The 14,845-nt window shown below is 62.3% G+C and carries 10 protein-coding genes; 6 read left to right on the plus strand and 4 right to left on the minus strand.

The annotated features are described in order from the left end of the window. Positions 1-21: 21 nt before the first annotated feature. Entirely contained in the window at positions 22-2,316 is a 2,295-nt protein-coding gene (locus tag IPM12_11450) for a family 20 glycosylhydrolase (GenBank protein MBK9148415.1), read from the minus strand. A 132-nt stretch (positions 2,317-2,448) separates the two neighbouring features. Between IPM12_11450 and IPM12_11455 the strand changes: the two genes are divergently transcribed. Continuing rightward, positions 2,449-3,018 carry a 30S ribosomal protein S16 gene (locus IPM12_11455; protein MBK9148416.1) on the plus strand — a complete coding sequence of 190 codons (570 nt, stop codon included), beginning with the start codon at positions 2,449-2,451 and terminating at the stop codon, positions 3,016-3,018. Between the two features lie 48 nt (positions 3,019-3,066). Here IPM12_11455 and IPM12_11460 read toward each other — a convergent pair whose 3' ends face one another. Continuing rightward, the gene (locus IPM12_11460) at positions 3,067-3,597 is read right to left on the minus strand and encodes a DUF1905 domain-containing protein (GenBank protein MBK9148417.1); all 531 of its coding nucleotides are present in this window, start codon (positions 3,595-3,597) and stop codon (positions 3,067-3,069) included. 191 nt (positions 3,598-3,788) lie between these two features. Between IPM12_11460 and IPM12_11465 the strand changes: the two genes are divergently transcribed. From IPM12_11465 to IPM12_11475, 3 genes are read left to right on the plus strand one after another with little or no spacing between them, the layout of a single operon-like run. Then, positions 3,789-6,629: an AsmA family protein gene (locus tag IPM12_11465; protein MBK9148418.1), complete on the plus strand. Its 2,841-nt coding sequence runs from the start codon at positions 3,789-3,791 to the stop codon at positions 6,627-6,629. A gap of 53 nt (positions 6,630-6,682) precedes the next feature. Then, on the plus strand, positions 6,683-8,680 hold the full coding sequence (locus IPM12_11470) for an OmpA family protein (GenBank protein MBK9148419.1): 1,998 nt from the start codon (positions 6,683-6,685) through the stop codon (positions 8,678-8,680). A gap of 46 nt (positions 8,681-8,726) precedes the next feature. After that, positions 8,727-10,790 carry a hypothetical protein gene (locus tag IPM12_11475; protein ID MBK9148420.1) on the plus strand — a complete coding sequence of 688 codons (2,064 nt, stop codon included), beginning with the start codon at positions 8,727-8,729 and terminating at the stop codon, positions 10,788-10,790. Positions 10,791-10,799: 9 nt separating this feature from the next. Here the strand turns inward: IPM12_11475 and IPM12_11480 are convergent, their stop codons facing one another. Next, positions 10,800-11,546 (minus strand): TerC family protein, encoded by a 747-nt coding sequence (locus tag IPM12_11480; GenBank protein ID MBK9148421.1) that lies wholly within the window; start codon positions 11,544-11,546, stop codon positions 10,800-10,802. Positions 11,547-11,555: 9 nt separating this feature from the next. Further along, complete coding sequence (locus IPM12_11485; protein ID MBK9148422.1) at positions 11,556-13,079, minus strand: glycosyltransferase family 39 protein; 1,524 nt, start codon at positions 13,077-13,079, stop codon at positions 11,556-11,558. A 72-nt stretch (positions 13,080-13,151) separates the two neighbouring features. Here IPM12_11485 and bshA point away from each other — a divergent pair, with 72 nt between their 5' ends. Together bshA and IPM12_11495 are read left to right on the plus strand one after the other, a co-directional pair. Further along, complete coding sequence (gene bshA, locus IPM12_11490; protein ID MBK9148423.1) at positions 13,152-14,282, plus strand: N-acetyl-alpha-D-glucosaminyl L-malate synthase BshA; 1,131 nt, start codon at positions 13,152-13,154, stop codon at positions 14,280-14,282. Further along, entirely contained in the window at positions 14,282-14,845 is a 564-nt protein-coding gene (locus tag IPM12_11495; protein ID MBK9148424.1) for a hypothetical protein, read from the plus strand. The genes bshA and IPM12_11495 overlap by 1 nt, the downstream gene beginning before the upstream one ends.

Below are 14,845 nucleotides of genomic sequence, written 5' to 3' on the forward strand. Positions count from 1 at the left end.
TCTCGTTGCGCAAAGATTGTTCTATCGCACCTCAATCTCATCCAGGAACATCCATGCCGGGTTGCCTGCTCCAGGGAAGCCCTCGGGGATATTGCCAGCGTGCTTCACCACGAAGCGCACGTAGCGCGCCTTGCCGCTCTTCTCGATGCCCAAGCTGTTGCGGCCCATGCCTGCGCTCACCTCAGCGGAACCGAATGCGGTGTACGTCTTCCCATCGCTGCTCACAAGGAACTCCCCCGCCTTGGGCAGATGGATCCAGCTATGCGTCTCGTTGAGCGCTCCGATGGCGATGCGGCTGATGTCCTGCAAGCTGCCCAGATCCACCGTTATGGTGACGCCTTCGCGCCAGCCCAGCCATTCGGTGCTCACACGCTTCTCCTGCGCGGTGATGCCATCCACCAAGGTGAAAGCGCCGCCTTCGTTGTAGCGCTCGTTGGGCGGGACGCTCAAGATGATGGGGCGGGCGGTGGCGAGGTTGAACGTGTATGTCCGTTTGGTGACGTCTCCAACAGCTTGGCCACCTCTGAAGACCGATGTGAGAAGTACTCTGCTCGAACTAAACTCGAAGGGTTGGGAATATCTGAGCTTCTTGTTCAGGGGCAACGCATCCGGATGGACCATTCCAGAGAGGGCGTCGGAGGGGTAGGGAAGGAGCATGTACTGAATGGAATCAGCCAGTGGACTGCTTAGTTCAATTTGGATTGCCCCGGATCGACTCGAATTCTTCGCCCTGACCGACACATAATACACGCTATTGGAGAAACGGACTCCTAAAGCATCGAGCCTCAGGAACTCCTTCTCCAATCGCTGGATGAAATCCGCCTCATCCCGCTTCGCCTTCGGCGTCCACAGCACTTCCGCCAATGCGAGAATGCGCGGCACGGCCATGTACTCCACATGCTCGGGTGTGAGGATGTACTCCGTCCACACGTTGCCCTGCGCGCCGAGGATGTATTTGTGCTCATCGGGCTTCAGTTCTGTGGGGATGGGCTCGTAGCTGTACACCTTCTGCAAGGTGGTGTAGCCGCCGATGGCCAACGGTTCGTTCGCGGGGTTGCCTTGGTAGTGATCGAAATAGCAATGGCTGCCGGGGCTCATGACCACATTGTGCTTCTGCTTCGCTGCTGCCACACCGCCTTCCGTTCCGCGCCAACTCATCACGGCCGCGTTCGGCGCCAGCCCGCCTTCCAGGATCTCATCCCAGCCGATGATCTTCCGGCCCTTGCTGTTCACGAACTTCTCGATGCGCTGGATGAAGTAGCTCTGCAGTTCGTGCTCGTCCTTCAAGCCGTGCGTTCTCATCCGCGACTGGCATTTTGCGCAGGTCTTCCAACGCTCTTTCGGGCATTCATCACCACCGATATGGATCAGCTCGCTGGGGAAGAGGTCCATCACTTCGGTGAGCACATCTTCCAGCACGGTGAACACGCTGTCGTTGCCCGCGCAGAACATATCGTCGAAGACGCCCCAGCCCTTCTGCACTTCGTAAGGTCCGCCCGTGCAGCCCAGTTGCGGGTAACTCGCCAGCGCGGCCAAGGCATGCCCCGGCATCTCGATCTCCGGCACCACGGTGATGTGCCGCGCTGCCGCGTAGGCCACCACATCGCGGATCTGCTCCTGCGTGTAGAAGCCACCGTAGGGAATGCTGTCGTATTCGCGCCGACTGTACGGTCCCACCTGGGATCCGCTGCGCCAAGCGCCCACTTCGGTGAGCTTCGGGTACTTCTTGATCTCGATCCGCCAGCCTTGGTCCTCCGTGAGGTGCCAGTGGAAACGATTCATCTTGTAGCGTGCCAGCAGGTCGATGTACTTCTTGGTGAATTCCACGCTCCAGAAGTGGCGGCAGGCATCGAGGTGCATGCCCCGCCATGGGAAGCGCGGCCAATCGGTGATGATGAGGCAAGGGAGGTTGCCGGTTCCGCGGCCCTGCTCCAGCAATTGGATCAGCGTCCGGCTTGCCCGGAAGAGGCCTTCCTCCGACGTTGCTATGACCGAGATTCCATCCGGTGCGACGTGTATGCTGTGCCATTCATCCGGCAGAATGGTATCCGGTTGGATGCGATTGAATTGGATCCGGAGCGGCAGAACGCAATCCTTGGTCTTCGGTAGCTGCAGCGGAGCCAGTTCCGCTTGAAGCAGATCGAATAATCCCTTGGAGGTAGATTCGCTCACCTCAACCTGCCACGGGCAGCCCAAATCCAGCGTGCCGGGCTCCATCCGCAATTCCACGGGTTTCGGAATGAGGTTCGGCTCGGTCGGAGCTTGTGCCAAGGCGCTGGACGCCAATAGGAATAGCAAGGCTGGGGTGATGCGCATCGGGCTAAAGGTCGTGCCGGCGCGTGCTTCGGGGGACCTCCTTGGCACAAGGCCGGAGCCTTGATGTGCTCTTCGCCCGGAAAAGCCCATATTTGCGCCCCCAATTCCGGGGACCTAAACACAAACCGCGACATGCCAACTCGCATCCGCCTTCAGAGAAAAGGCAAGAAAGGCCGGCCCTACTACCATTTGGTGGTGGCCGATTCCCGCGCTCCGCGCGACGGGAAGTACATCGAACGGATCGGTGCCTATGATCCCAACCAGAATCCCGCATTCATCGAGATCAATCGCGATAAGGCGCTTGACTGGCTGGAGAAGGGCGCGCAACCCAGCGATACCTGCCGTGCGATCCTGAGCTATACGGGAATCGTTTACCGCAACCATCTCAATGGCGGGGTGAAGAAGGGCGCGTTCACGCAAGAAGAGGCCGACCGCCGTTTCGATGCGTGGATGAATGAGAAGAACGCCAAGATCGAGAGCAAGCGCACCAAGCTCGCCGATGGCGCCGACAAGGCCGCCAAGGACCGCGTGGCCGCAGAACTGAAGAAGGCCGAGGAGATGGCCGCGAAGCTCAGCGCCAAGCTGGCTGCTTCCGCCGCTGCTGAGGTTGCCGCTCCTGCTGCCGAGGAAGCTCCCGCCGAAACGGCTGCTGACGCGCCCGCCGAGGCCGCTGCAGAAGGCGATGCCCCTGCCGCCGAGTAATCAAGCACGCTATTTATCAGAAGCCTCCCGATCCGTCGGGGGGCTTCTTTATTTCCTCCCCTTCGGTTTCGAAGGCTCCGGCCCTTTGCCCACCTGGAAATGGCCGGTCTCGAATCGCCGCAGCAGCTCAGCGATCCGCTTGGCACGTGTGGGCTCGGTCTTGGCGCTGCCCACCCAGTAGCACATGCTGCGCTTCATGCCGGGCGTGAGCTTGTCCCAAGCCGCCTTCATCTCCGGGATGAAATCGAGTGTTTCCGCCAGTTCAGCCGGGATGCTGATGCGGTCAGGCTCGGGGTCCAGCCACAATTCCATTTTCACCGGTTCGCCAGGCCGTTTGATCCCGGCTTGCCGGCGCAGGTCTCCGCCGAGCACAATGATGTGGTAGCCGCTCTTCGTGGGCATCAGGGCGCGGTCCGCGGCCACACCATTGACCAGGCAGTTTACACGTACCTCGCCGCGCTTGCCGAAAAGCTCCTTCACATCGTGCGGGAACTCCACGTAGCTCCACGCGAACCGGCCCGTCATGCGCTCCAGCGGGGCCGTGAACTGGAAGACCGGAGGACTCTTCTTCGCTGTCATGGTGGCTGGTGCAAGTGTAGCTTTTGGTATAGCGCTGCGCGGTGCAGGGAATAGGGTTCTCGCGGGCCGCTGTTCGGCGCACCGACGGCCTGACCGACAGGTTCGCGTTGACAAGGCTTCGGCCCCGGCACGGGATCGGGTAGGCCGCGCGCGATCTTCGCGCACTCCTAAGACGGCTAAATCCAGGAACCATGAAAAAGTGGGTCAAGCGCATACTCCTCACGCTCGGGACAATATTCATCCTGCTGCTCGCAGCGGCGGTGCTCATCCCCATCCTGTTCAAGGATAAGATTGAAGCAGCCGTAAAGGCGGAGGTGAACAAGAGCCTCAATGCCACGGTGAATTGGGGCGCATGGGACATCACCATCCTCAGGAGCTTCCCGAACCTCACGGTGGAAATAGCCGATGTGAGCGTGCTGAACGCCGCACCATTCGAAGGCGTGGAATTGGCCCGCATCGCTGGCCTTATCGCCACGGTGGACGTCAAGAGCCTCTTCGGTGACAAGATCGAAGTGAAGCGCATCCAGCTGGTGAAGCCGAACATCCATGTGAAGGTGCTCGAGGACGGCCGCGCGAACTGGGACATCGCCAAGCCGGACACAGCGCAGGCAGCTGAAGTGGAGCCGGCGGACACCGCGAGCGCATTCCACCTTGGGCTCTCGGAATTCTCGATCACGGACGGTCGATTGATCTACGACGACGCATCCCTCACTTTCTCGATGGACCTCTTCGGCCTCGACCTCACTGGCAGCGGTGACATGACCGAAAGCCTGTACACCCTCAAGACCGTGCTGCACGCCGATACGGCTAACGTCTCGTTCGACGGCGTGAAGTACCTGCGCCATGTGAAGGCGGATATCACGGCTGACCTCGACATGGACATGCCCAACATGAAGTTCACCTTCCGCGAGAACGAGGCCACCATCAATCAACTCGTGCTGGGCTTCGATGGCTGGCTGGCCATGCCCGGCGACCCCATCGACATGGACATCACCTGGAACGCCAAGAAGACCGACTTCGGCACCCTGCTCTCTTTGGTTCCCGCAGAGTTCGCCACGGATCTGAGCGGCGTGCAGATGAGCGGAAAGGCCGGGTTCAGCGGGCATGTGAAGGGCAGCATGAGCGACGAGAGCATGCCGGGCTTTGGCGTGGCGATGGACGTTGATCAAGGGCGCTTCAAGTACCCGGACCTTCCGGCGGCCGTGGAGGACATCTACATTGACCTGAAGGTGAACAGCCCCGGCGGAAAGGACCTCGACGGCATGGTGGTGGACCTGAAGCGGTTCGCGATGAAGATGGCCGGCAATCCGGTGGAAGCGCGCATGCACCTCACGCATCCCATCAGCGACCCGAATGTGGATGCGGAGCTGAAGGCCGACCTCGATCTCGCCAGCGTGAAGAAAGTGGTGCCCATGGAAGGCGACGAGCTGCAGGGCAAGCTCGCAGCCGATGTGCGCATGAAAGGCGCCATGAGCGATGTGGAGGCGCAGCGATACGAGGAGTTCCAGGCCGATGGGCGCGTGACGCTCGCGGGCATGAACTACGCCTCGGACTCACTGCCGTACGCCGTCGGCATCAAGGCGCTGCAGTTCGATTTCAGCCCGCGCTTCCTGGCGCTCACCAGCTTCACCGGAAGCCTGGGAAGCAGCAACCTGCAGGCGAACGGCCGCATGGACAATTACATCCAATGGTGGCTGCGCGACAGCACCCTCATGGGCAGCTTCGACCTCGTGGCGGACAAATTCGACCTGAATGAACTCATGGGTCCGAGTGATTCGCCCGAAGCCGAAAGCGCACCGGCCGACAGCACGCCGATGAGCGTGATCGAAGTGCCCGGCAACATCGACTTCCGGATGGGGCTCAAGGCCGGTGAGGTGATCTACGACCAGATGAAGCTCACCAATGTCCGCGGCGGCATGCATGTGCACGACCAGCGCGTGGACCTGAAGGATGTATTCTTCAACCTGTTCAATGGGTCAGTGGTCATGTCCGGCGGCTATGAGGCGCGCGATGTGCAGAAGCCCAGCATCGATTTCCGGTACGATATCAAGGACCTCGACATCCAGCAGACCGTGGCCTATGTGGACCTCGTTCAGAAAGTGGCCCCGATCGCCAAGACCTGCAAGGGCAGCTTCAGCACCAGGCTCGACATGAAGGGCCGATTGAACGAGCGCATGGAAGCCGACCTCAATTCGCTCACCGGCGACGGCACCCTGGTGACGCGCAATGTGCAGGTGGATGGATTCCAGCCCTTGGTTGACCTCGCGAAGGCGCTCAAGGTGAAGGAGATCGAGAACACGAAGCTCCAGGATGTCAGCTTCAGCTACGAATTCAGGGACGGCCGCATGGAGGTGAAGCCATTCAAGGTGAAGATCGATCGCATCCAGAGCGAAGTGAAGGGGAGCACGGGCTTCGCGCAGCAGGACATCGACTACGACATGAAGGCGAGGGTCCCCACGGACATCTTCGGGTCGAATGCGGCGACCGCGGTGGGCGGGCTGCTCGGCAAGGCCAATGCGGCCATCGGGTCGAACCTGCAGGTGCCGAAGGAACTCGATGCCACGATCAAGTTCACGGGCACGGTGACCAAGCCCATCGTGAAGCCGGTCTTCGCGGGTGGAACCACCAGCGTAAAGGATGCCGTGGTCACTGAGGTGAAGGAGGAGATCAACACCCAGATCAACAAGGCCAAGGAAGAGGCGATCGCCCGCGCGAAGGAGGAGCGTGACAAGCTCATCGCCAAGGCGCAGGCCGAGGCCGATAAGCTCAAGGCCGATGCGCGGCGCGAAGCAGCGGCAGCCAAGGCACAGGCCTACAAAGCCGCCGACGATGAGCTGGCCAAGGTGTCCAATCCGCTCGCCAAGGCTGCCGCTAGGCTCGTGGCCGACAAGGCCAAGCAGGAGGCCGACAAGGTTGAGCAGCGCGCCATCGCGGAAGCTGATAAGCGCGCCGACGCGATCGTGGAGGCAGCACGGAAGCAGGGCGATGAACTGGTGAGGAAGGCGGAGGCCACGGATACGACAGTGAAATGAGGATTGAAGGTTGGAGCTTGCCGACGTTGAGGGCTGCTGGTTGCACGTTGGCGATGGCCTTTTGCATGGGTGCCGCCATGGCCCAGGAAGAGGATCCCTGCGCCATGCCCACCGACAAGAAGATCCTGAAGCTGCTCGACGACGCCGCCAAGGCCAAGGACCCGAAGGAGCGGCACGCCAAGCTCAAGAGCACCTTGGAGATCGATGCGGAGTGCGTTGAGTGCAAGTACCGGCTGGGCCTCTCCGCCTCGCGGATCGCGCGTGAGGCCGGAAGGGGATACGCTCCGGCGATCGCCTACCTCGAGGCCGTGCAGGCCCTATGCCCCAACTACCATAGCGAGGTGGCCTATACGCTCGGCATGATGCGCTACGCCGAAGGCGATCATGCCGGTGCCGCGCGAGACCTGGAGGCCTTCCGCAAGTTCCCAACGGATGATCCATCGCGCGTGAGCAAGGACTTCGACAAGCAATATGCGGAGGTGGAGGCGCTGATGCCTGAGCTGCAGTTCTACGCCGACTTCTACCGCAACGCCGGCAGGCTCGATCCGGTGCCCGTGCCCAACGTGAGCACGCCCAACGACGAGTACCTGCCCATGCTCTCGCCCGATAATGAGATGCTCTTCTTCACGCGCAAGCGGCAGGTGAAGGCCAAGGGCGATATCATGGCGCGTGAGGTCGAGGAGCTCATGGAGGCGCGCCGCAAGTCGATCACCGATGAATTCAACACCGGCCGCGTGCTGCCGGATCCCTTCAACAGCGGCGACAGCTACGGCGGTGTCACCATCAGCCTCAACAACAAGGAGATGTTCGTCACGGTGTGCGGGCCGAAGGATAGCCGGGGCTACAGCAATTGCGACATCCATCGCTCGCACTTCAACAGCAAGTTCAATCTGGACGCCGGCGGGCAGGAGTGGGAGTGGGAAGGGCTGGACGAGATCGGCGATGCCGTGAACGGCCCTGGCAGTTGGGAGAGCCAGCCCAGCCTCAGCGGCGATGGGCGCACCTTGTATTTCGCCACGGCGCGCGAGGGCAGCATGGGCATCGACATCTACTGCTCAACCCGCGAAGGCAAGGGGAAATGGTCGCCTGCGCAGCCCGTGCCCGGCATCAATACCGAAGGCGATGAGAAGGCCCCATTCATGCACGCCGACAGCCGCACGTTGTACTTCGCCGCCAAGCCTGCGGCCAACGGCCAAGGCCACAAAGGCATCGGTGGCTACGACATCTTCTTCAGCAAGCTCAACGACGATGGCACATGGACCAGGCCGCGCAACATCGGTCATCCGGTCAATACCGATCAGGATGAGCACGGCCTCATCGTGAGCGCCGATGGCCGCACCGCCTTCTTCGCCAGCGCACGGTACAAAGGCGTGGGCGGGCTCGATATCATGAGCTTCCCGCTGCCCAGCGATGTGCGCCCGGACGAAGTGCTCATCGTGAAAGGCGAGGTGAAGGACGAGAAGGGGCAGGCCGTTCGCGGAGCCACCGTGGAGGTCAAGTACATGGATAGCCGCAAGACCGAGGTGATCAAAGCCGACAGCGTCGATGGCCGGTACGCCACGGTGCTTCGCCTTAAGGCCGGCAGCGATGTGGTGGTCACGGTGAAGAAGGAAGGGCATGTCTTCGATTCGCGCAGCTTCGCCATCGAGGACACTGCGCGCAAAGGCGTCGCCCAGGTTGATATGAGCGTGCAGCGGATCGCAGTGAACCGGAGCTACCGGGTGAATGACATCAACTTCGCCACCAACAGCGCGGAGATCACCAAGAGCAGCGAGTTCATCCTCGATGAGCTGATCACCTTCCTCAAGGAGAACCCCAGCATCAGGATCCGCATCGAAGGCCATACGGACAACGTGGGCCAGCTCGCCGACAACATGGCCTTGAGCAACGACCGCGCATTCACGGTGATGGGCTATTTGCAGGAGAAGGGCATCGCAGCGGCGCGCTTGAGCTTCAAGGGACTCGGGCCTACCAAGCCGGTGGCCACCAATGATACCCCTGAAGGCCGCGCGCGCAACCGCCGCACCGAGTTCGTGATCGTGGCGCGCTGAATCAGCGCTAGATTCGCCTCAAGTTCCGATCTTCATGCGAGCAGCAATGCTGACGACCGCCTTGGGCATGGCGGTTGCGGCCTACGCCCAGGTGAGCCATGGCGGGCAGCCGGCCGAATGGCTGTACCCGAACCTTGACCGCGGAATGCTGGCCACCGTTGACTTCGGTGCGTTGGAACCTGAGGAGGCCGCCCCGGTTGAGGGCGAATTCCGCTATGGGGTGCAGCGCTTCAAGCGGATCAATGTGCTCGATTCCCTGGGCCGTTGGGATGTGCTCCCTGGCGGTGGCCTCGTCTGCCGGCTGGCGCTGCGCTCGCCCGGCGCCGTCATGCTCAGCGTGCAATTCGAGGGATGGGAGCTCAACGAAGGTGACCTGGTCTTCCTCTATGATGCAGCCAGGACGCGCTTCATCGGCGGCTTTGATGCCAGCAACCGCCAATCCGATGGAAGCATGTCCACGGCGGTGCTGCCCGGTGATGAGGTGGTGATCGAGTACCGTGCGCGCAGCCGCCATCACCGGCCGTCGCAATTGCACGTGGCAAGCATCACCCACGGCACGGTGGACCTGTTCGGTTTCACCGCAGAGTCCGGCGCTGATGAGGATCGTGACATCAATCCTGGCTTCCAGAGCTCGCCGTGCCAGATCAACGTGATCTGCCCCGAGGCCGCCAACTGGCAGGATGAGAAACGCTCGGTGGCGCTCTTCCTGCGCGCCGATGGCGGCGGCTGCTCCGGCAACCTGATGAACAACACGCAATCGCCGCGCAAGCCCTACTTCCAGCTGGCCCTCCACTGCTATCAGCCGACAACGCCGAGCTGGGTCTTCTACTTCAATTACGAATCGCCGGCCTGTGTGGGCAGCGTGGGGCCCAGCGACCAGACCTTGACCGGATGCACCGTGCGCGCGGCTGATTATTACCGGGATATGATGCTCGTGGAGCTCAGCTCGGATCCGCCGTCCAGCTACAATGTGTACTACGCGGGCTGGGACCGCAGCGGGGCCACGCCCCAGTCCACCGTGGTGATCCAGCATCCCATGTATGATGTGAAGAAGATCGCCTTCAACAACGACCCCAGCACCAGCTACACCGACGCCATCGGCGTGCAGGCCTGGCGCGGCTATTGGGACCAAGGGCTCGTTCAGGCCATCTCCAGCGGTTCACCGCTCTTCGACCAGAACCGCCGTTTCATTGGCCACATGTACGATGGTGCGCAAGTGTGCTCCACCGCCACCTCCGTGCCCACTGATTGCGCCAAGTTCGGTCCCATGTGGGATGGCCCTTCGCCCGCTGAGCGCATGCGTGATTGGCTGAACCCTGCCAACAACCTGACCGTGATGGATGGAGCTTATGCGGTGGCGCCGACCGTGCAGGTACGCCCGCGGGTCTACCTCGAAGGCCCGTACGACACCGGGACCTCCCAGATGAACGCCACCCTGCGCGCCAATGGCCTGGTGCCGCTCACGGAGCCCTACACTTCAGCCGGATACAGCCATGTAGGCGGCGGAGGTGGAGAGACCACCACCAGCACCGTGCTGAATGTGACCGGCAACAATGCCGTGGTCGATTGGGTGGTGGTGGAACTCCGTTCCGCGCTGAACAATGCGCAGGTGCTGGCTACGCGCAGCGCATTGCTGCAGGCCGATGGCGATATCGTCTCGGCGACCGATGGGAGCTCGGCGGTAGCGTTGAACGTGCCGTCGGGCAGCTATTTCGTGGCGATCCGCCACCGGAACCACCTGGGCGTGATGACCGCTTCGGCCGTAGCCTTGACCTCCGCCGCAGCAACGATCGACATGAGCAATGGCTCCATCAGCCTCTTCGGCGGAGCCGAGGCCACCAAGCCTGTCGGAGGCCGCAACGTGATGTATGCCGGTGATGCGCTGCACGATGGCGTGCTCAAGTACACAGGTACCGGCAACGACCGTGATCCGATCCTCATCCGTATTGGGGGCACGGTGCCCACGGCCACGGCCAACGGCTATTTCCCGGAAGATGTGAACCTCGATGGCGTGGTGCGCTACACCGGTACGGGCAACGACCGCGATGCCATCCTGGTGAACATCGGCGGCACGGTGCCCACGGCACTGCGCGCCGCCCAGCTCCCTTGATGCCGGTGGTCAGCGCTTGATCAGTCCCGTGCGCGCCATGCGCAGGTTCAGCATCTCCACCGCTACGCTGAAGGCCATGGCGAAGTAGATGTAATTCTTGTTGATGTGCTCGCCCATGCCTTCAATGAGCAGCGCCACACCGATCATCACCAGGAAGGCCAGCGCCAGCACCTTCACGGTTGCGTGCTTCTCCACGAAGGAACTGATCGCACCGGCGGCGAGCATCATCACCACCACAGCGATGATCACGGCCAGCACCATGATGATGATCTCGTTGCTCATGCCCACAGCCGTGATCACTGAATCGATGGAGAAGACCATGTCGATGAGGATGATCTGGCCGATCACGGAGGCGAGGCCCTTCGCCTTCTTCACGGCGCCTTCTAGGTGCCCTGCGCCGGTGACCTTCTCATGGATCTCCGCGGTGGCCTTGTAGATCAGGAAGAGGCCGCCGAGCAGCAGCACAATATCCCTTCCGCTGAATGCATGATCCAGCACCGTGAAGAAGGGCTTGTCCAGGCCCATCACCCAGCTCAAGGAGAGCAGCAACACGATGCGGGTGACCATGGCCAAGGCCAGGCCCAGTTGCCTGGCCTTGCGCTGATCCTGCTTGCCGGAAAGGCTGTTGCTGATGATGGAGATGAAGATGATGTTGTCGATGCCCAGCACGATCTCCAGTGCCGTGAGGGTGAGCAGGGCGACGAGGCCATGCCCGGTCAGGAGCACGGCGGGGTCGAGGTGGCTGAGTTCGAGCATGGCCGCGAATTAATGCGCGGTGCGGTCACTGATGCGCGCGATCACGATCACCTCATTCCGGTTGACCGGGTTGAGCCAATGAACGATGCGGTCGATCAGGCCGGGCTCCGCACGGCCAAGGACTTCAACCGGACCGTAGCTCGACTCGAAACGCGCGATGCGTTCTTCGAGCTTGTCCTCGCCGATGAAGAGCACATGATGATCACGGCCGTCCACATGGTCCTTGGCCAAATGCTCGCGCAGGTCGAGCTCCGCGCGGCTCGGGCCGAAGAGGAAGATGCCCATGTCCCATTGGCCCAGGTAGAAGCGCGGCGGCATGGCGGGCTCCTCGTCGCTGTCCTGCACGATCAGTCCGCCCAACGGCCGATGCTCGCGCAGCATCAGCATGGCCTCGATCCGGCTGCGTTTGCTGTAGGTGGTGCTGATCAGGGGCAGCAGCAGCAGGTTCAGCGCCCAGACGAACACGAGGGCGCCGCGCCACAGGCTTTCGCGGCGTTTCCACCAGGCCGATGCGGATCGCCATTGCTCCCATGAGGCATGGCCCAGCACGAAGAAGAGCGGCACGATCGGCAGCAGGAAGCGTTCCTGCTTGTTCGGGAAGTAGGAGTGGATGGCGATGAAGAGCAGCACGGGCAGCGAGAGCACCAAGGGCTTCGCTCGGCGGAAGAATCCGAAGATCACGGCGAGGCTCAGCGGCGGGATCAGCAGGCCGGCGAGCAGCAGGAGGTAATTGTACCACGGCAGCACGCCGTAGGTGGTGGTGTTGCTCAGGTTGTAGCGCACGTACTCCGTGATCTCGGCCCAGGGCCTTCCCCAGAGGATCGAATCGATCGCGCCCTGGATCAGCAGGATCGGCAGCAGCACGCCGGCCCCATAGGCGAGCATCGAATTCCACCGGCGCATGAGCATGAACGCGATGCCCGGGCCCGCCGCGAAGAAGATGGTCTGGAACCGCACATTCATGGCCACGCCGATCCATAGTCCGGCGATGAGCGCCGGTCGCCATGCCCGATCCGCGTCGGCATCGAGCAGCCGCAGGCTCCCCACCATCAGCAAAGGGATGCACGCCACTTCCACCAGATTGCGCACGCTGAGGAAGGGCATGAAGCAGAACAGCGCGAGGAAGAGGCCGGCCTGCCAAGCTGTGGCCGGACCCGCCAGCCGCATCGCTATCCGGTAGCCGGCCCGGACCGCGATCAGGCTCCATGCAGCGTGAAGCAGCCGCACCACGAGCATCCAGGAGCGCGGATCCCCGATGCCGATGGCATCCAGCGCGCTGAATAGGATGTAGTGCAGGCCCACATAGAAGAAGCTGTGCCCGCTAGGTGAGGCATCGGCACCTTGATTCCAGGGCAGCCAATCGTTGTAGTCGAAGCCGGCCACCCAGCTCGCCGCGGCCTCGATCACCAGGAAATGATCGTCGTGCGCCATATAGCCGGGGCTGAAGAGCGCCGCAATCAGCCGTGGCAGCAGCGCGATGGCGGTGAGCCAGCGCACCGCATGGGCGGGAGGCCCTTCCCAGATTCGTCTCACGGCGCCCAAGATGGCCGCGAAGATCGCATCGGCCAGCCACGCGCGCGTGCGATCTTCGCGCCCGGCATTCTCATGCGCATCGGCATTGTCTGTTATCCCACTTTCGGCGGAAGCGGCGTAGTGGCCACCGAGCTGGGCATGGCCCTGGCGGAGAAAGGCCACGTCATCCACTTCATCACCTATGATCGGCCCGTGCGGCTGCGCGATCACCCCAACGTGTTCTACCACGAGGTTCGCGTAAGCGATTATCCGCTCTTCGATTACCAGCCTTACGAGCTGGTGCTCACCAGCAAGCTAGTTGATGTGGCCAAGTACGAGGGCCTCGACCTCATGCATGTGCACTACGCCATCCCGCACGCCAGCGCAGCCTGGATGGCTCAGCGCATCCTTGATGCGCAAGGCATGCATGTGCCCTTCATAACCACCCTGCACGGCACCGATATCACCATCGTGGGTCGCGACCCCAGCTTCGAGCCGGTGATCACCTTCAGCATGGAGCGCAGCAATGCGGTCACGGCGGTGAGCGAGAGCCTACGCCGCGATACCTTCTCGCACTTCCCGCTCAAGCGCGAGGTGCAGGTGATCCCCAACTTCGTGTGCCTCGATCAGTACCGGCACGAGCCCGACGCCGCCCTGCGCGCCCGATATGCGCCCAAGGATGAGCGCCTGCTGGTGCACGTCTCCAACTTCCGGCCGGTGAAGCGCGTGGACGATGTGGTGGCCATGTTCAAACTGCTCCGCCAAAGGGTACCTGCCAGGCTGCTGTTGATCGGCGATGGGCCCGAGCGCCAGCGCATCGAGACGCAATGCCGCCAGGACGGGAGCTGCGATAGCATTCACTTCCTCGGCAAGATGACGCGTCCGGAAGAGGTGGTGGCCAGTTGCGACCTCTTCGTGCTGCCCAGTGAGACCGAGAGCTTCGGTCTCGCGGCGCTTGAGGCGATGGCTTGCGGCGTGCCCGTGGTCTGCAGCGATTCAGGTGGCCTGCCCGAGGTGGTCTCGCACGGGGAGAGCGGCTTGCTCTGCCCGGTGGGCGATGCGCGCGCCATGGCCGATGCAGCGGCCGCCATCCTCAGCGATCCGGCCACGCACGCAGCATACCGCGGAGGGGCGCTGCGCGGTGCAGCGCGCTTCGACCTGAAGGAAGTGCTGCCGCGTTATGAAGCCCTCTATGGCCAGGTGCTGGCGCAAGTGAGCGCGTGATGGAGTTCATCAGCGATCGCGTGAGCGTGGAGCAGGCCGATGGCCGATGGAGCGCGGTGATCAGCGCCAGGCCCAGCGCTGGCAAGCGATTCATGCTGCTGGCCTGGGCAACGGCATGGCTCGTTTGCGGGGCCCTGATCCTCTATGAGCGGAGCAAGTTGCCTGTGGGCGAACCCTTGCGCCAATACCTGCTCGCCTTGCTCGCCTTCTGGGCCTACTTCATGCTGCAAACAGGCCGGGCCACGCTCTGGCGATTCAAGGGCTATGAGATCTGGCGCGTGAAGGATGGCAGGCTCACCATCAAGGACAGCCTCTTCGGGTTCGGGAGGGCGCACGCCTATTTCGCGGAGAACATCACGGGCGTCGGGATGCTCAACATCGACCGCCGCTCATGGAAATGGCAGTGGAGCGATAGCGTCTGGATGATCGGAGGAGAACGGCTCGGGTTCGAGCATCTCGGGAAGAAGGTCGCCTTCGGCAAAGGCCTGACCGAAGAGGAGGCGAAGCGCCTGGTGCCCTTGCTGAAGCAAGCGCTGAGGAAGTCCCGCGACCCGCAGGGTTGA

The organism is Flavobacteriales bacterium (assembly GCA_016716605.1).
Classification (GTDB): domain Bacteria; phylum Bacteroidota; class Bacteroidia; order Flavobacteriales_F; family PHOS-HE28; genus PHOS-HE28.

Excerpts from the sequence above, each read along its gene's own strand:
- IPM12_11450 (MBK9148415.1), bottom strand. The coding sequence starts at position 2,316 with ATGCGCATCACCCCAGCCTTGCTATTCCTATTGGCGTCCAGCGCCTTG.
- IPM12_11455 (MBK9148416.1), top strand. The coding sequence starts at position 2,449 with ATGCCAACTCGCATCCGCCTTCAGAGAAAAGGCAAGAAAGGCCGGCCC.
- IPM12_11460 (MBK9148417.1), bottom strand. The coding sequence starts at position 3,597 with ATGACAGCGAAGAAGAGTCCTCCGGTCTTCCAGTTCACGGCCCCGCTG.
- IPM12_11465 (MBK9148418.1), top strand. The coding sequence starts at position 3,789 with ATGAAAAAGTGGGTCAAGCGCATACTCCTCACGCTCGGGACAATATTC.
- IPM12_11470 (MBK9148419.1), top strand. The coding sequence starts at position 6,683 with ATGGCCTTTTGCATGGGTGCCGCCATGGCCCAGGAAGAGGATCCCTGC.
- IPM12_11475 (MBK9148420.1), top strand. The coding sequence starts at position 8,727 with ATGCTGACGACCGCCTTGGGCATGGCGGTTGCGGCCTACGCCCAGGTG.
- IPM12_11480 (MBK9148421.1), bottom strand. The coding sequence starts at position 11,546 with ATGCTCGAACTCAGCCACCTCGACCCCGCCGTGCTCCTGACCGGGCAT.
- bshA (MBK9148423.1), top strand. The coding sequence starts at position 13,152 with ATGCGCATCGGCATTGTCTGTTATCCCACTTTCGGCGGAAGCGGCGTA.
- IPM12_11495 (MBK9148424.1), top strand. The coding sequence starts at position 14,282 with ATGGAGTTCATCAGCGATCGCGTGAGCGTGGAGCAGGCCGATGGCCGA.